Source organism: Klebsiella scottii (assembly GCF_036561945.1).
GTDB classification, from domain to species: Bacteria; Pseudomonadota; Gammaproteobacteria; order Enterobacterales; family Enterobacteriaceae; genus Klebsiella; species Klebsiella scottii.
The window spans coordinates 68635-85206 of sequence record NZ_JARXNI010000019.1; the positions used below are offsets into that span (position 1 = coordinate 68635).

Annotated in this window: 19 protein-coding genes and 1 tRNA gene; 16 read left to right on the forward strand and 4 right to left on the reverse strand. The window is 54.4% G+C overall.

Features of this window, described 5'->3' with window-relative positions; translation table 11 throughout:
- Nucleotide 1: 1 nt before the first annotated feature.
- The 5 genes from mlaD (at nt 2) to murA (ending at nt 3202) form a co-directional block, all read left to right on the forward strand.
- Nucleotides 2-553 (forward strand): outer membrane lipid asymmetry maintenance protein MlaD, encoded by a 552-nt coding sequence (gene mlaD / locus QFI97_RS04050; protein ID WP_346430610.1) that lies wholly within the window; start codon nt 2-4, stop codon nt 551-553.
- A gap of 18 nt (nt 554-571) precedes the next feature.
- Entirely contained in the window at nt 572-1207 is a 636-nt protein-coding gene (mlaC, locus tag QFI97_RS04055; RefSeq protein WP_095099920.1) for a phospholipid-binding protein MlaC, read from the forward strand.
- The gene (gene mlaB / locus QFI97_RS04060) at nt 1207-1497 is read left to right on the forward strand and encodes a lipid asymmetry maintenance protein MlaB (protein ID WP_095099918.1); all 291 of its coding nucleotides are present in this window, start codon (nt 1207-1209) and stop codon (nt 1495-1497) included. Before mlaC ends, mlaB begins: the two co-directional genes overlap by 1 nt.
- A 136-nt stretch (nt 1498-1633) precedes the next feature.
- Nucleotides 1634-1888, forward strand: coding sequence for a BolA family iron metabolism protein IbaG (gene ibaG / locus QFI97_RS04065; RefSeq protein WP_346430611.1), 255 nt, complete (start codon nt 1634-1636; stop codon nt 1886-1888).
- Nucleotides 1889-1942: 54 nt separating this feature from the next.
- Nucleotides 1943-3202 (forward strand): UDP-N-acetylglucosamine 1-carboxyvinyltransferase, encoded by a 1260-nt coding sequence (murA, locus tag QFI97_RS04070; RefSeq protein WP_095099915.1) that lies wholly within the window; start codon nt 1943-1945, stop codon nt 3200-3202.
- A gap of 61 nt (nt 3203-3263) precedes the next feature.
- On the opposite strand, the gene sfsB is transcribed toward murA, so the two are convergent.
- The gene (sfsB, locus tag QFI97_RS04075) at nt 3264-3536 is read right to left on the reverse strand and encodes a DNA-binding transcriptional regulator SfsB (RefSeq protein ID WP_095099912.1); all 273 of its coding nucleotides are present in this window, start codon (nt 3534-3536) and stop codon (nt 3264-3266) included.
- A 198-nt stretch (nt 3537-3734) separates the two neighbouring features.
- A complete protein-coding gene (ispB, locus tag QFI97_RS04080; protein WP_041147408.1) occupies nt 3735-4706 on the reverse strand; it encodes an octaprenyl diphosphate synthase in 972 nt (323 codons plus the stop codon).
- Between the two features lie 260 nt (nt 4707-4966).
- Here ispB and rplU point away from each other — a divergent pair, with 260 nt between their 5' ends.
- The 4 genes from rplU (at nt 4967) to cgtA (ending at nt 7933) form a co-directional block, all read left to right on the forward strand.
- Complete coding sequence (rplU, locus tag QFI97_RS04085) at nt 4967-5278, forward strand: 50S ribosomal protein L21 (protein WP_041147407.1); 312 nt, start codon at nt 4967-4969, stop codon at nt 5276-5278.
- Nucleotides 5279-5297: 19 nt separating this feature from the next.
- On the forward strand, nt 5298-5555 hold the full coding sequence (gene rpmA / locus QFI97_RS04090; RefSeq protein WP_007673187.1) for a 50S ribosomal protein L27: 258 nt from the start codon (nt 5298-5300) through the stop codon (nt 5553-5555).
- A gap of 95 nt (nt 5556-5650) precedes the next feature.
- A complete protein-coding gene (locus QFI97_RS04095; RefSeq protein WP_331834978.1) occupies nt 5651-6604 on the forward strand; it encodes a DMT family transporter in 954 nt (317 codons plus the stop codon).
- 150 nt (nt 6605-6754) lie between these two features.
- Nucleotides 6755-7933 (forward strand): Obg family GTPase CgtA, encoded by a 1179-nt coding sequence (cgtA, locus tag QFI97_RS04100; protein WP_095099906.1) that lies wholly within the window; start codon nt 6755-6757, stop codon nt 7931-7933.
- Between the two features lie 94 nt (nt 7934-8027).
- Here cgtA and dacB read toward each other — a convergent pair whose 3' ends face one another.
- Nucleotides 8028-9461, reverse strand: coding sequence for a serine-type D-Ala-D-Ala carboxypeptidase (gene dacB / locus QFI97_RS04105; RefSeq protein WP_095099903.1), 1434 nt, complete (start codon nt 9459-9461; stop codon nt 8028-8030).
- A 235-nt stretch (nt 9462-9696) separates the two neighbouring features.
- Here dacB and greA point away from each other — a divergent pair, with 235 nt between their 5' ends.
- Nucleotides 9697-10173: a transcription elongation factor GreA gene (gene greA, locus QFI97_RS04110; RefSeq protein WP_095099900.1), complete on the forward strand. Its 477-nt coding sequence runs from the start codon at nt 9697-9699 to the stop codon at nt 10171-10173.
- A 152-nt stretch (nt 10174-10325) separates the two neighbouring features.
- Here greA and yhbY read toward each other — a convergent pair whose 3' ends face one another.
- Nucleotides 10326-10619 (reverse strand): ribosome assembly RNA-binding protein YhbY, encoded by a 294-nt coding sequence (gene yhbY, locus QFI97_RS04115; protein ID WP_095099897.1) that lies wholly within the window; start codon nt 10617-10619, stop codon nt 10326-10328.
- A gap of 124 nt (nt 10620-10743) precedes the next feature.
- Between yhbY and rlmE the strand changes: the two genes are divergently transcribed.
- From rlmE to QFI97_RS04145, 6 genes are all read left to right on the forward strand, one after another.
- The gene (gene rlmE / locus QFI97_RS04120; protein WP_095099894.1) at nt 10744-11373 is read left to right on the forward strand and encodes a 23S rRNA (uridine(2552)-2'-O)-methyltransferase RlmE; all 630 of its coding nucleotides are present in this window, start codon (nt 10744-10746) and stop codon (nt 11371-11373) included.
- A 99-nt stretch (nt 11374-11472) separates the two neighbouring features.
- Nucleotides 11473-13404 carry an ATP-dependent zinc metalloprotease FtsH gene (gene ftsH, locus QFI97_RS04125; RefSeq protein WP_041147400.1) on the forward strand — a complete coding sequence of 644 codons (1932 nt, stop codon included), beginning with the start codon at nt 11473-11475 and terminating at the stop codon, nt 13402-13404.
- Between the two features lie 98 nt (nt 13405-13502).
- Entirely contained in the window at nt 13503-14351 is an 849-nt protein-coding gene (gene folP / locus QFI97_RS04130; RefSeq protein WP_095099891.1) for a dihydropteroate synthase, read from the forward strand.
- Nucleotides 14344-15681 carry a phosphoglucosamine mutase gene (glmM, locus tag QFI97_RS04135; protein ID WP_095099889.1) on the forward strand — a complete coding sequence of 446 codons (1338 nt, stop codon included), beginning with the start codon at nt 14344-14346 and terminating at the stop codon, nt 15679-15681. The genes folP and glmM overlap by 8 nt, the downstream gene beginning before the upstream one ends.
- A gap of 229 nt (nt 15682-15910) precedes the next feature.
- Complete coding sequence (gene secG / locus QFI97_RS04140; protein ID WP_041147397.1) at nt 15911-16240, forward strand: preprotein translocase subunit SecG; 330 nt, start codon at nt 15911-15913, stop codon at nt 16238-16240.
- A 14-nt stretch (nt 16241-16254) separates the two neighbouring features.
- Nucleotides 16255-16341 (forward strand) — tRNA-Leu (locus tag QFI97_RS04145).
- Nucleotides 16342-16572: the final 231 nt, after the last annotated feature.

Genomic DNA, 16572 nt, shown 5'->3' on the forward strand with positions numbered 1-16572 from the left:
CATGCAAACGAAAAAAAGTGAAATCTGGGTAGGCGTATTTTTACTGGTGGCGCTGCTGGCGGCACTGTTTGTATGCCTGAAAGCAGCGAACGTGACCTCTCTGCGGACCGAGCCGACGTATCGTCTTTACGCGACGTTCGACAATATCGGTGGCCTGAAGGCGCGGTCGCCGGTACGCATTGGCGGCGTGGTCGTGGGCCGGGTGGCGGATATCACGCTCGATACAAAAACCTATCTGCCGCGGGTGGCCATCGATATCGATGAGAGCTACAACCATATTCCTGACTCCAGTTCGCTGGCCATTCGTACTTCGGGCCTGCTGGGCGAGCAGTACCTGGCTCTGAACATGGGTTTTGAAGACCCGGAGCTGGGGACATCTATCCTTAAAGACGGCGGGACGATTCAGGACACGAAATCGGCCATGGTTCTGGAAGATCTGATTGGCCAGTTCCTTTACAACAGTAAAGGCAGCGACAATAAGAATTCTGGCGATGATCCGACGGCCCAGGAAAGTCATACTGACGCAGCGCAGCCTGCCGCCACGACGCACTAATTTCAGGAGAGACCCGATATGTTTAAACGCTTACTGATGATCGCCATGCTGGCGATTGCGCCATTGACTGCTGCGACCGCAGCGGATCAGTCCAATCCGTACAAGCTGATGGATGAAGCCGCGCAGAAAACCTTCGACCGCCTGAAAAACGAGCAGCCGAAGATTCAGGCTAACCCGAACTATCTGCGCGAGATCGTCGACCAGGAGCTGATGCCGTATGTGCAGGTGAAGTACGCTGGCGCGCTGGTGCTGGGCCGTTATTACAAAGATGCGACCCCGGCGCAGCGTGAGGCCTACTTTACCGCCTTCCGCGAATATCTGAAGCAGGCATACGGTCAGGCGCTGGCGATGTATCACGGTCAGACCTATCAAATCGCGCCGGAACAGGCGCTGGGCGATGCGACCATCGTCCCTATCCGCGTGACGATCCTCGATCCTAACGGCCGTCCGCCGGTGCGCCTGGACTTCCAGTGGCGTAAAAACACCCAGACCGGCAACTGGCAGGCTTACGACATGATTGCTGAGGGGGTGAGCATGATCACCACCAAGCAGAACGAGTGGAGCGATCTGCTGCGTACTAAAGGCGTTGACGGCCTGACCGCGCAGCTGAAATCGATCTCCGCGCAGCCGATTACGCTGGAACAGAAAAAATAATGACCGGGCAGCTGAGCTGGACTCGCCGCGGCGACTGCCTGGCGCTGCAGGGGGAGCTGGACCAGGATCTGCTGGTCCCGCTCTGGGACGACCGTGCGCAGGCGACTGAAGGCGTATCGGCTATCGACCTGAGCGCGGTAACCCGGGTCGATACCGCCGGCCTTGCGCTGCTGGTGCATTTCGTGGCGCTGATTCGTCGTCAGGGCAGGGAGGCGCGGCTGATCGGCAAGAGCGATAATTTGCAAACGCTGGTCGGTCTTTACAACCTTCCTGCCGATATGATCCCATAGTTTTTCAGAGTGTTACTGCTGACGCTATCCGCAAAGCCTCATCAATATTTTCGATGGGGCTTTTTGCTTGTTTAAGACCGCGTCACTTTCCTCTAAGATGTTGGGCTATTTTCACTACCAGATAAAATTTGAACCCATGGAAAATCATGAAATTCAGACCGTGCTGATGAACGCACTCTCCCTCCAGGAAGTCCACGTCTCTGGCGATGGCAGTCACTTTCAGGTTATTGCTGTGGGCGAGCTGTTCGACGGCATAAGCCGGGTGAAGAAGCAGCAGACTATCTACGCCCCGCTGATGGAATATATTGCCGACAACCGCATCCATGCTCTGTCGATCAAGGCGTATACCCCGCAGGAATGGGCCCGCGATCGCAAACTAAATGGCTTTTAAGCTGTAGGGATGCTCCCTGCAGCGTATATGAATTCTTAACAGAGAACAGAATCAATGGATAAATTCCGTGTTCAGGGTCCGACTCGTCTCCAGGGCGAAGTCACCATCTCCGGTGCGAAAAACGCAGCTCTGCCGATCCTCTTTGCCGCACTGCTGGCAGACGAGCCGATTGAAATCCAGAATGTACCGAAGCTGAAAGACATCGATACCACGATGAAACTGCTGAGCCAGCTAGGTGCCAAAGTTGAGCGTAACGGTTCCGTATGGATTGATGCGGGCCCGGTTGACGTCTTCTGTGCTCCGTACGATTTAGTCAAAACCATGCGCGCCTCTATCTGGGCGCTGGGGCCGCTGGTGGCGCGTTTTGGCCAGGGCCAGGTTTCGCTGCCGGGCGGCTGTGCGATCGGCGCCCGTCCGGTTGACCTGCATATTACCGGCCTGGAGCAGCTGGGTGCCGAGATCAAGCTGGAAGAGGGCTACGTCAAGGCATCGGTCAATGGACGTCTCAAGGGCGCGCATATCGTTATGGATAAGGTCAGCGTTGGCGCGACCGTCACCATTATGAGCGCCGCGACGCTGGCTGAAGGCACAACCATCATCGAAAACGCCGCGCGTGAGCCGGAAATCGTCGATACGGCCAACTTCCTCGTTGCGCTGGGTGCGAAAATTAAGGGCCAGGGTTCTGACCGTATTACCATTGAAGGCGTAGAGCGTCTGGGCGGCGGCGTATATCGCGTGCTGCCGGACCGTATCGAAACCGGGACCTTCCTGGTCGCTGCGGCAATCTCCGGCGGTAAAATCGTCTGCCGCAATGCGCAGCCTGATACCCTCGACGTCGTACTGGCCAAGCTGCGCGATGCGGGTGCCGATATTGAGACCGGCGAAGACTGGATTAGCCTTGATATGCACGGTAATCGTCCTAAAGCCGTCAACGTACGCACCGCGCCGCACCCGGGATTCCCGACCGACATGCAGGCGCAGTTTACGCTGCTAAACCTGGTGGCGGAAGGCACCGGCGTGATTACCGAAACCATTTTCGAAAACCGCTTTATGCACATTCCGGAGCTGATCCGTATGGGCGCGCACGCGGAAATCGAAAGCAATACGGCGATCTGCCACGGCGTGGCCCAGCTCTCCGGCGCTCAGGTCATGGCAACCGACCTGCGTGCATCGGCAAGCCTGGTGCTGGCGGGTTGTATTGCAGAAGGCACCACGATTGTCGATCGTATTTATCACATCGATCGTGGATACGAGCGTATTGAAGATAAGCTGCAGGCGCTGGGCGCGAATATCGAACGCGTAAAAGGCGAGTAAACCTGTTGTAGCAGCCCTCTGACGTCTGTCCGGGGGCTGTAGTACCCTCTATTACCTCGACTCACTTCTCACTTTTCTTTTGGCGTATCATCTGCGTTCTGTCGATAAACTGATGGGTAATCGGGTCGTGGTAGCGTGACGGCCAAATAGCCCAGGGTGTGGTTTCCAGCGCATTAGCAATAATCAGTTCGCCTTTGGGCCACGGCCGGGTTAGTGCATTGGCCAGGGTAGAGGAGCTCAATCCGTTGCGTCGTGATTCCGCCGCCAGCGACGTTCCTTTTTTGCGTAATCCGGCGATAATATCGGCCGGGTGCCAATCGATGAACTTATCCATAAATTCTCCTGCTGATAAGGTTCCAGATCGCCCCAAGCGGACGACTGAATAACTATACCCCTGGTTTATTAAAGTTCTAACAAGTTCCAGTAAATGGATCGAATATTCAGAATTCATCAAGGTTAAAGGCGGGGTTTAGCGGGGAAGGTTTTTTTTTGGAACTTTCCCGCGCCGGGCGCGGGAAGGGCGAAAGGGTCGTTAACGATCGCGCTGCACGGCGATGTGCGCAAGGCCGATGAGCGCTTCGCGCCACGGCGAGTCGGGTAAAACCTGAAGCGCGACAATCGCCTTATCGGCTTCTTCCTCCGCGCGTTTTTGCGTCCATTCCAGCGAACCGCAGGCTGCCATTGCCTCGAGGACTGCCGCCAGCAGGTGACGTCCGTTACCCTGTTCGATTGCGCCTCGAATCATTGCGGACTGCTCTGGGGTGCCATGACGCATCGCATGCAGCAGCGGTAGCGTAGGTTTACCTTCGTTCAGGTCATCGCCCACGTTTTTACCAAGACGTTCGCCGTCGGAGCTATAGTCCAGCAAATCATCGATCAGCTGGAAAGCGGTGCCCAAATAGCGGCCGTAATCCTGTAATGCCCGCTCCTGTTCCTCGGTACAGCCGGCGAGAATCCCGGAACATTGTGCGGCCGCTTCGAACAGTCGGGCTGTTTTGCTGTAAATCACCCGCATGTAGTTTTCTTCCGTGATGTCCGGGTCGTTAACGTTCATCAGCTGCAGGACTTCACCTTCGGCAATCACGTTAACGGCTTTCGACATAACTTCCAGCACCTTCAGCGAACCGAGGCTGGTCATCATCTGGAAAGAGCGAGTATAGATAAAATCACCAACCAGCACGCTGGCTGCATTGCCAAAAGCCGCATTGGCCGTGGCTTTGCCACGACGCATATCCGACTCATCAACAACATCATCATGAAGCAGGGTCGCGGTATGGATAAATTCGATCAGCGCGGCAATGGTGACGTGCGCATTCCCCTGGTAACCGACGGCGCGCGCCGCGAGGACCGCAATCATCGGACGAATACGTTTACCGCCTCCGCTGACGATGTAATAGCCTAACTGATTGATAAGCTGAACATCTGAGTCGAGTTGCTCAAGGATTGTCGCATTGACACCCGCCATATCTTGCGCGGTTAACTCATTGATTTTTTCTAAATTCATCGCAAAAGCCGGGCCACATGTCCTGTAACCGCGAATCCAGGTGGGTTCACAGCAGGATTAAGATAGAATTAAAAGAAGATACGATTGTACTGAAAAAATGGCATAGATAAACGTTAGCGTGAAAGTTGTGTTTTTTTTCTGCGTTGAGCGACGATCGCTCTTGTCAAAGGCTCGCCTTTTGCGTAATATTCGCGCCCTATTGTGAATATTTATAGCGCACTCTAAATCACATTAAGAGGTGCGCGGAAGCGGAGTTTTATATGTACGCGGTTTTCCAAAGTGGTGGTAAACAACACCGAGTAAGCGAAGGTCAGACCATTCGCCTGGAAAAGCTGGACATCGCAACTGGCGAAGCTGTTGAGTTCGCTGAAGTGCTGATGGTCGCAAACGGTGAAGAAATCAAGATCGGCGTTCCTTTCGTTGAGGGCGGCGTAATCAAAGCTGAAGTTGTTGCTCACGGTCGTGGCGAGAAAGTTAAAATCGTTAAGTTTCGTCGTCGTAAACACTACCGTAAGCAGCAGGGCCATCGTCAGTGGTTCACTGATGTGAAAATTACTGGCATCAGCGCCTAAGACCTGAGGAGAGATTTAAATGGCACATAAAAAGGCTGGCGGCTCAACTCGTAACGGTCGCGACTCAGAAGCTAAACGCCTGGGCGTTAAGCGTTTCGGTGGCGAAACCGTTCTGGCGGGTAGCATCATCGTTCGTCAACGTGGCACTAAATTCCACGCTGGTAACAACGTAGGTTGCGGTCGTGACCACACTCTGTTTGCTAAAGCAGACGGTAAAGTGAAATTTGAAGTTAAAGGCCCGAACAACCGTAAATATATCAGCATCGTTGCTGAGTAAGGTTTTCGAGGTCCGGTAACGGATTAAAGCCCCGCAACGTGTTGCGGGGCTTTTTACATTAGAAGTCCGGAAAATTTTCCGCAGGTAAAACGGGCATGAAGCAGCAGGCCGGCATAGGTATTGTTTTGGCGCTCACCACCGCAATGTGCTGGGGTGCGCTGCCCATCGCAATGAAGCAGGTTCTGGAAGTGATGGAACCGCCAACGGTGGTGTTCTATCGCTTTTTAATGGCGAGTATTGGCCTCGGGTTGATCCTGGCGATTAAAGGTAAGCTGCCGCCGCTGCGTATTTTCCGTAAACCTCGCTGGCTAATTTTACTGGCTATCGCGACGGGCGGCCTGTTCGGTAACTTCATTCTGTTCAGCTCGTCCTTGCAATATTTAAGCCCGACGGCCTCGCAGGTGATTGGTCAGCTGTCCCCGGTTGGCATGATGGTCGCCAGCGTCTTTATCCTCAAGGAGAAGATGCGCGGGACGCAGGTTATCGGCGCGATAATGCTGCTCTGCGGGCTGGTGATGTTCTTCAACACCAGCCTGATCGAGATTTTTACCCGCCTGACGGATTACACCTGGGGTGTGATTTTTGGCGTGGCTGCAGCGACGGTGTGGGTGAGCTATGGCGTCGCGCAAAAGGTGTTATTGCGTCGTCTGGCATCACAGCAAATCCTGTTTTTGCTGTACACTTTATGTACTATCGCATTATTGCCGCTGGCAAAGCCGGGCGTGATATCCCAGCTAAGCGACTGGCAGCTGGCGTGCCTGATCTTTTGTGGTTTGAACACGCTGGTAGGTTATGGCGCACTCGCGGAAGCGATGGCGCGTTGGCAGGCAGCGCAGGTGAGCGCATTAATTACGCTAACTCCGCTGTTTACGCTGTTATTTTCAGATTTATTATCAATGGCCTGGCCCGATTTCTTCGTCAAACCGATGTTAAACCTGTTGGGTTATCTCGGTGCGTTTGTCGTGGTTGCGGGCGCGATGTTTTCCGCCATTGGTCATCGTCTTTGGGGACGCTGGCGTAAAAATGAAGCGGTAGTATATCCAAAATAATTCGGGTTGCAGGAAGGCGGCAAGAGAGCGAATTCCCGGGAACATAGATAGCTATGTCTCTGGAGTGAGCGAGCTCCGCCAACGCGCGTGCAGCTTGAAGTATGAAGGATATTTGTCCCCCGCTCAGGCGAATGATTTACGGAGAGTAAAATGAAGTTTGTTGATGAAGCAACGATCCTGGTCGTAGCAGGTGATGGCGGCAATGGTTGCGTGAGCTTCCGCCGTGAAAAATATATCCCGAGAGGCGGCCCGGACGGCGGCGACGGCGGTGATGGCGGCGACGTTTGGCTGGAAGCGGACGAGAACCTCAACACCCTGATCGACTACCGTTTTGAGAAAGCTTTCCGCGCTGAACGTGGGCAGAACGGGCAAAGCCGTGACTGTACCGGTAAGCGTGGTAAAGACGTATCGGTTAAGGTGCCCGTAGGGACCCGTGTTATCGATCAGGGGACCGGCGAGACCATGGGCGATATGACCAAACACGGTCAGCGTCTGATGGTCGCTAAAGGCGGCTGGCACGGCCTGGGTAACACCCGCTTTAAATCGTCCGTCAACCGTACCCCGCGTCAGAAGACGATGGGTACGCCGGGCGATAAGCGCGACCTGCAGCTTGAGCTGATGCTGCTGGCAGACGTTGGGATGCTGGGGATGCCGAATGCCGGTAAATCCACCTTCATTCGCGCCGTTTCTGCTGCGAAGCCGAAAGTCGCGGATTATCCGTTTACCACGCTGGTACCTAGTCTCGGCGTTGTGCGTATGGATAACGAGAAGAGCTTCGTCGTGGCGGATATCCCTGGGCTGATTGAGGGCGCTGCTGAAGGCGCAGGCCTCGGTATTCGCTTCCTCAAGCACCTTGAGCGCTGCCGCGTGCTGCTGCATCTCATCGATATTGAGCCGATCGACGGTTCCGATCCGGTAGAGAATGCGCGCATTATCATCGGTGAGCTGGAAAAATACAGCGAAGATCTGGCGTCGAAACCACGCTGGCTGGTCTTCAACAAGATCGACCTGATGGATAAAGCGGAAGCCGAAGCGAAGGCGAAAGCCATTGCCGAGGCGCTGGGTTGGGAAGAGAAGTTCTACCTGATTTCTGCGGCGAGCCAGCAGGGCGTGAAAGACCTGTGCTGGGATGTGATGACCTTTATCATCGAAAACCCAATCGTGCATGCGCAGGAAGATAAGCCGGCTGAAAAAGTCGAGTTTATGTGGGATGACTACCATCGCGAGCAGCTCGAAAGCGCTGAGATCGAAGTGGAAGATGACGAAGACTGGGATGACGACTGGGACGAAGACGACGAAGAAGGCGTTGAGTTCATCTACAAGCGTTAATTCTGGTTTGCATCCGTTCCCCGCGGCGTAATGCTAAGCGGGAAACGTCGCCGGATAGAACGAAAAGGGCCGCATCTGATGCGGCCCTTTTGTATTAGTTGTTTTGGTACAAATCCTTATACAGCCGGCTCTCGAAGCGCACCAGCGGAATTCGACGATTGCGCTGATCGGCTGGCGGTACCGCATAGCCTGACAGGTACTGCACGAAGGCGATTTTCTGCCCGCTGGCGCCGGTGATGAAGCCCGCCAGATTATAAACCCCCTGCAGGGAACCGGTCTTCGCGGAAACTTTACCATCAACGCCCGCCTGATGCAGCCCGGCACGGTACTGCAGCGACCCGTCATGACCGGCGAGCGGAAGCATCGAGATGAAGTTGAGTTCATTATCGTGCTGGGCAATATATTGCAGCACCTGCATCATCGTGGCGGGGGCAATCAGGTTATGGCGCGACAGGCCGGAACCGTCGGCAATAATCGTATTGCCCAAATCGACGCCGGCCTGCTGGCGCAGGATTTGGCGTACCGCATCGGAACCCGCGCGCCAGGTGCCCGGCACGCCGAGACGCGCGTGACCAATGGTGCGGAATACGGTATCGGCAATCATGTTGTCTGATTTTTTCAGCATGATGCGCAGGAGATCGTGCAGCGGAGCCGACTGGGTGGTCGCCAGCACGGTACCGGGATCGTTGGCCAGGGTTTGGCGTAGCAGGGTGCCGCTGTAGGTGATGCCGGCCTGGGTCAGTTCAGACTTAAGAATTACGCCGGCATAGCTGGCGCCGTCCTGAATGGCAAAGGCCAGCGGCAGCGGCTCGCTACGCTGCGGCAGACAGCCGGTCAGGGTGTAGCGGTTAAGATCGCCGGGAACCACGTCGAGCTCGCAGTACTGGGCTTCCGCAGAGCCGCGGGCCAGCGTGCGGACCTGGCTGAACATGGTGACCGGGTAATACGAGGCGACGCGAATAAATGCCAGGTCGCCGGGTTTCTGCGCGCTGTACAGCGAGATCGAGAAACAGTTGCGATCGACGATCGCGGCCGCCGGCGGGGCGCTAAAGCACTGCGTCATATCGTTCCACGGCCAGCCCGGCGCTTTGTCATGGCTGGCGAAGACCGAGGTATCGATCAGGACGTTCCCTTCGATCCGCTGGACGCCGGCCTTTTTGAGCGTGGCCACCATATTGCGAATATCCTGACGCCTGAGCGTAGGATCGCCGCCAAACCGGGCAATCAGGTCACCTTTCAGCACGCCGCCGTCGAGACTGCCTTTGGTTTCCAGGGTGGTGGTGAAACGGAAGTCTGGACCCAGCTGGAGAAGGGCAGCCAGGGCGGTGATCACCTTCTGAGTACTAGCCGGTAGCGCCATTTGCTGGCTGTGAAAGTCTATCTCCGGCGTCGGGGAGCCAACCTTTTGCGCCATAAAGGCGAGGTTAGCACCCGCAGGAAGCTGGTTGATGTACTCGTCAATGTTCGCCGCCTGAGCGCTAAACGCAATGCCGGCAGTCAATCCGATGATAAATCTGGAAAATCGCATAATCTCGCGCTAACAACCTGAAACCGAGCCGTCATACTACGGTGCAACACCCTGTAAAGTAAACGATGACCCATAGTGAACTTCAGGGTAAAATACGTATCAAATTGAAAATTGCTGCTGACCTGGGGAATGTTTCCCGGGTTGGTTTTCTTTTTGCTCCTGTCCTGCTTTTTGCCTGGCAGGTTGCGGAACGGGGATATCCGTTCCATGAAGGAATGATAAAGAGGTATAACAAATGCAAGCTATTCCGATGACCTTACGTGGCGCTGAAAAACTGCGCGAAGAGCTGGATTTTCTGAAATCCGTTCGTCGCCCTGAAATCATTGCAGCCATCGCCGATGCCCGCGAACATGGCGATCTCAAAGAGAACGCTGAGTACCATGCGGCCCGCGAACAGCAGGGTTTCTGTGAAGGACGTATCAAAGATATTGAGGCCAAGCTGTCCAATGCGCAGGTTATCGATATCACCAAAATGCCGAATAACGGCCGCGTGATTTTTGGTTCGACGGTGAACGTTCTGAACCTTGATACCGACGAAGAACAGATTTATCGCATCGTGGGCGACGACGAAGCTGATTTTAAGCAGAATCTTATCTCCGTGAACTCCCCGATCGCTCGCGGGCTGATCGGTAAAGAGCAGGATGATGTTGTGACAATCCGCACGCCAGGTGGCGAGGTCGAATACGAAATTATCAAGGTTGAGTACCTTTAATTCGCATTTCCCGCTACGCTGTTGATGGATTGTAAAGAAAGGAAAAAGGCCGCATAGCGGCCTTTTATCAACGTCCAGAGCATGGCATTTTGCTCGTCTACCTGCAGAAATCCCTCGTTTTACACAATGTTGTGTCGAGATTCAGGATATTCTTAGCGTGGCAGCGAGATTTTACGCTCTTTAGATGGGCGGTACAGGACCAGCGTTTTACCGATGACCTGTACGTTACAGGCGCCGGTTTCGCGTACGATAGCTTCCACGATCAGGGTTTTAGTCTCGCGGTCTTCCGAGGCAATTTTCACCTTGATGAGCTCATGGTGCTCTAACGCTTGTTCGATCTCGGCCAGTACCCCTTCGGTCAAACCATTATTGCCAAGCATAACTACCGGCTTGAGCGGATGTGCCAGACCTTTCAGGTGCTGTTTTTGTTTAGTACTCAGATTCATCGTATTTTTTTGCTTACGTTGGGATTGAAAACGGTTCATTCTACCGCCATCTCCCATATATCGCCAAACTACAGTGTCGATTTTTACGTCGCAAAGTATGATGAACCCGAAATGGGAATGTTAAATGACAGGTAAAAAGCGTTCTGCCAGTTCCAGCCGCTGGCTTCAGGAACACTTTAGCGATAAATATGTTCTCCAGGCACAGAAAAAGGGGTTACGTTCCCGAGCCTGGTTTAAACTTGATGAAATACAGCAGAGTGACAAGATTTTTAAGCCGGGGATGACGATTGTTGACCTCGGTGCTGCACCCGGAGGCTGGTCGCAATATGCGGTCACGCAGATCGGAAACAGCGGCCGCATCATCGCTTGCGATCTTTTACCGATGGATCCAATCGTTGGTGTGGACTTCCTTCAGGGCGACTTTCGTGATGAATTAGTCCTGAAAGCGTTACTTGAGCGCGTAGGTGACAGTAAAGTACAAGTTGTCATGTCCGATATGGCGCCAAACATGTGCGGAACACCGGCGGTGGATATCCCCCGGGCCATGTATTTGGTGGAACTGGCGCTTGGAATGGCTCGTGATGTATTAGCGCCAGGTGGTAGTTTTGTAGTTAAGGTGTTCCAGGGCGAAGGCTTCGATGAGTATCTAAGAGAAATTCGCTCCCTGTTTACGAAGGTCAAAGTTCGTAAGCCGGACTCTTCCCGTGCTCGTTCGCGTGAAGTGTACATTGTAGCGACCGGGCGAAAACCATAACCGGTAGATTTCAAACGAAAGTTTGAAAGAAACTGGATATAGAGTATCCTGACGCTGTTTTTAACACAGTTGTAATAAGAGGTTAATCCCTTGAGTGACATGGCGAAAAACCTAATACTCTGGCTGGTCATTGCCGTCGTGCTGATGTCAGTATTCCAGAGCTTTGGGCCCAGCGAGTCTAATGGCCGTAAGGTGGATTATTCAACCTTCCTGCAAGAGGTCAATCAGGACCAGGTTCGCGAAGCGCGTATCAACGGACGTGAGATCAACGTTACCAAGAAAGATAGTAACCGTTACACGACTTACATTCCGGTTAACGATCCGAAGCTGCTCGATAACCTGTTGACGAAAAACGTCAAAGTGGTTGGCGAACCGCCGGAAGAGCCGAGCCTGCTGGCTTCCATCTTTATTTCCTGGTTCCCGATGCTGTTGCTGATCGGCGTCTGGATCTTCTTTATGCGGCAAATGCAGGGCGGCGGCGGAAAGGGCGCGATGTCCTTCGGCAAAAGCAAAGCCCGTATGCTGACGGAAGACCAGATCAAAACCACTTTTGCTGATGTCGCGGGCTGCGATGAAGCGAAAGATGAAGTGGCCGAACTGGTGGAGTATCTGCGTGAGCCGAGCCGTTTCCAGAAGCTGGGCGGTAAAATCCCGAAAGGCGTCCTGATGGTCGGCCCTCCGGGTACGGGTAAAACGCTGCTGGCGAAAGCGATCGCCGGTGAAGCGAAAGTGCCGTTCTTTACAATTTCCGGTTCTGACTTCGTAGAAATGTTCGTCGGTGTTGGTGCATCTCGCGTGCGCGACATGTTTGAACAGGCTAAGAAAGCGGCTCCGTGCATTATCTTCATCGATGAAATCGACGCCGTCGGTCGCCAGCGTGGCGCTGGTCTGGGCGGTGGTCACGATGAGCGTGAGCAGACGCTGAACCAGATGCTGGTTGAGATGGATGGTTTCGAAGGTAACGAAGGTATTATCGTTATCGCCGCAACAAACCGTCCGGACGTTCTGGACCCTGCGCTGCTGCGTCCGGGCCGCTTCGACCGTCAGGTCGTCGTTGGTCTGCCGGATGTCCGCGGCCGTGAGCAGATCCTGAAAGTTCATATGCGTCGCGTTCCGCTGTCGCCTGATATCGATGCGGCAATCATCGCGCGTGGTACCCCGGGCTTCTCTGGTGCTGACCTGGCGAACCTGGTGAACGAAGCCGCTCTGTTTGCTGCCCGTGGCAACAAGCGTGTGGTATCGATGGTTGAGTTCGAAAAGGCAAAAGACAAAATCATGATGGGTGCGGAACGTCGCTCCATGGTGATGACGGAAGCACAGAAAGAGTCGACCGCTTACCACGAAGCAGGCCATGCGATTATCGGTCGCCTGGTGCCGGAACACGATCCGGTGCATAAGGTCACTATTATTCCGCGCGGCCGTGCGCTGGGCGTCACGTTCTTCCTGCCGGAAGGCGATGCAATCAGCGCCAGCCGTCAGAAGCTGGAGAGCCAGATTTCGACCCTGTACGGCGGCCGTCTGGCAGAAGAGATTATCTACGGCGTAGAGCATGTTTCTACCGGCGCGTCGAACGACATCAAAGTCGCGACCAACCTGGCACGTAACATGGTGACTCAGTGGGGCTTCTCCGACAAACTCGGTCCGCTGCTGTATGCGGAAGAAGAGGGTGAAGTATTCCTGGGACGTAGCGTAGCGAAAGCGAAGCATATGTCCGATGAGACCGCGCGTATCATCGACCAGGAAGTGAAATCACTGGTTGAGCGTAACTACAACCGCGCCCGTCAGATCCTCAATGACAATCTGGATATTCTGCATTCGATGAAAGATGCGCTCATGAAATATGAGACCATCGATGCACCGCAGATTGATGACCTGATGGCACGTCGTGACGTTCGTCCGCCAGCTGGTTGGGAAGATCCTGGCACCAACAATTCTGGCAATAACGGCACCCCGAGTGCGCCGCGTCCGGTCGACGAACCGCGTACGCCAAACCCGGGTAACACGATGTCAGAGCAGTTAGGCGACAAATAAGTTAGCCGCTGTTGATGTGGTTGTGCATATCTAAACCCTGGGGCGTCCGCTCTGGGGTTTTTCTTTTTATTAATCTCTCCTGATTCAGGGATCTCGTGATGAAACTTGTAGCCCAGGGCTCAACCCTCGATCTCACCCACCCGCACGTGATGGGTATCCTTAACGTTACGCCAGACTCCTTCTCCGACGGCGGGACGCACAATTCGCTGGTAGACGCGGTGAAGCACGCCAATCTGATGATTAATGCCGGCGCGACTATCATTGATATCGGCGGCGAATCGACGCGTCCGGGAGCTCTGGATGTCAGCGTTGAGGAAGAGCTGGCGCGAGTGATCCCGGTTGTGGAAGCCATTGCTCAGCGTTTTGAGGTGTGGATTTCGGTCGATACGTCGAAGCCTGAAGTGATCCGTGAGGCCGCACGGGTAGGGGCGCATATCATCAACGATATCCGTTCGTTAACGGAGCCAGGCGCGCTGGAGGCGGCGGCAGAGACCGGGCTACCGGTGTGTCTGATGCATATGCAGGGGCAGCCGAAAACCATGCAGGCTGCGCCAAAGTACGAAGACGTCTTCGCCGATGTGACGCGTTTTTTCACGGAGCATATCGTGCGCTGCGAGCGGGCTGGGATCGCAAAAGATAAATTGTTGCTCGACCCAGGATTCGGTTTCGGTAAAAATCTTTCCCATAATTATGAGCTGCTTGCTCGACTCGGTGAGTTCCATCATTTTGGTCTCCCGCTGTTGGTAGGCATGTCGCGTAAGTCGATGGTCGGCCAGTTACTGAACGTTGGGCCGACGGAGCGCCTCAGCGGTAGCCTGGCTTGCGCAGTAATTGCGGCGATGCAGGGCGCGCAGATAGTTCGCGTCCATGACGTCAAAGAAACGGTAGAAGCGCTGCGCGTGGTGGAAGCCACACTGGCCACAAAGGAAAATAAACGTTATGAGTAACCGTAAGTATTTTGGCACCGATGGTATCCGTGGCCGCGTTGGCGATGCGCCAATTACGCCGGAATTTGTGCTTAAACTGGGCTGGGCTGCAGGAAAAGTTCTCGCGCGTCACGGTTCGCGTAAAATCATTATCGGTAAAGATACCCGCATCTCTGGCTATATGCTGGAGTCGGCCCTCGAAGCAGGCCTGGCCGCTGCCGGTCTCTCCGCCTCATTTACTGGCCCAATGCCAACGCCGGCGGTGGCTTATCTGACCCGTGCTTTCCGCGCGGAGGCCGGGATCGTCATTTCAGCGTCGCATAACCCTTTCTACGATAACGGTATCAAGTTCTTTTCTATTGAAGGCACTAAGCTGCCGGATAACGTCGAAGAAGCGATTGAAGCCGAGATGGAGAAAGAGCTGACCTGCGTCGATTCCGCTGAACTAGGCAAAGCCAGCCGGATTGTCGATGCGGCCGGCCGCTACATCGAGTTCTGCAAAGGCACTTTCCCGAATGAGCTGAGCCTGAACGAGCTGAAGGTGGTTGTCGACTGCGCCCACGGCGCGACCTACCACATTGCGCCTAACGTCTTCCGCGAGCTCGGGGCACAGGTTATTGCCATGGGCTGTGAGCCCAACGGCCTTAATATCAACGAAGAGGTCGGAGCCACCGATGTTCGGGCCCTACAGGCTCGGGTGCTGGCGGAAAAGGCCGATTTGGGCATTGCCTACGACGGCGATGGCGACCGCGTCATTATGGTCGACCATGAAGGCAATAAGGTCGATGGCGACCAGATTCTCTACATCATTGCCCGCGAAGGCCTGCGTCAGGGCCAGCTGCGCGGCGGCGCCGTGGGCACGCTAATGAGTAATATGGGACTGGAGCTGGCGCTCAAACAGCTGGGCATCCCGTTTGCTCGCGCAAAAGTGGGCGACCGCTATGTGCTGGAGAAAATGCAGGAGAAAGGCTGGCGTATTGGCGCCGAAAACTCCGGCCACGTTATCCTGCTGGATAAGACGACGACCGGCGACGGCATTGTTGCAAGCCTGCAGGTCGTTGCCGCGATGGTACGTAACCATATGAGCCTGCACGATCTGTGTAGCGGCGTGAAGATGTTCCCGCAGATTCTGGTCAACGTGCGCTTTACCGATAGCAGCAGCAATCCGCTTGAGCATGAGAACGTAAAAGCGGTCACCGCAGAGGTTGAGGCGGCGTTGGGTAAACGCGGCCGGGTGCTGCTACGTAAATCCGGCACCGAGCCGTTGATTCGCGTGATGGTTGAAGGCGAGCACGAAGAGCAGGTGCACGAATTCGCTCACCGCATCGCTGATGCGGTTAAAAACGCATAGCTTGTGGCGCTAAGTGATTAAAAAGGCGGCGCTTGCCGCTTTTTTAATTGCCAATAAACGGTTTTTTGCTGTTTTTTTCTGCAGTTGATACAATGCGTCGAAATTGCCCTTGCGAAGGTCATTCGCTTTGGTTAGTATTCACACCCGCTTCAGTGGGAAACGTTAATGCGTCCCGCTTTATTGGTCGAAGCAATTGGTATGCGGCGAATCCGCAAGGAACAGGTTGATTATGCAAGAAGCTCTTTTAGTTGTTTTCCTTATTGTGGCGATTGGCCTTGTTGGTCTGATCATGCTGCAGCAAGGTAAAGGCGCTGATATGGGAGCCTCGTTCGGAGCAGGCGCTTCCGGCACGTTGTTCGGTTCCAGCGGTTCTGGTAACTTCATGACCCGCATGACCGGTATTCTGGCTGCGTTGTTCTTCATCATTAGTTTGGTGCTGGGCAATATCAACAGCAACAAGACCAGTAAAGGAAGTGAGTGGGATAATCTGAGCGCGCCGAAATCCGAGCAGACTCAGCCAGCAGCGCCGGCGCAGCCGAGCAGCGATATCCCGCACTGATAAGTAGTATCTGTACCGAGGTGGTGGAATTGGTAGACACGCTACCTTGAGGTGGTAGTGCCCTAACGGGCTTGTGGGTTCGAGTCCCATCCTCGGTACCAATATTCCAAAAAAAAGACGCTGAAAAGCGTCTTTTTTTTGCCTTAAATCGACGGCTGTTTGTTTATAAATAACTCTCCGCTGGCCTTGATCCCATCCAGGTCGCTAAAGTCGCGCTCATCTATTTATAAGAGATGGGTAACGCCATGCAGCATTGCAGGCTGTTAACCGTTGCCGGGTTAATGAAGAGATCGATAAGGTACTGAAGGCCGTCCGTTTGGTAGCGTAAGGTT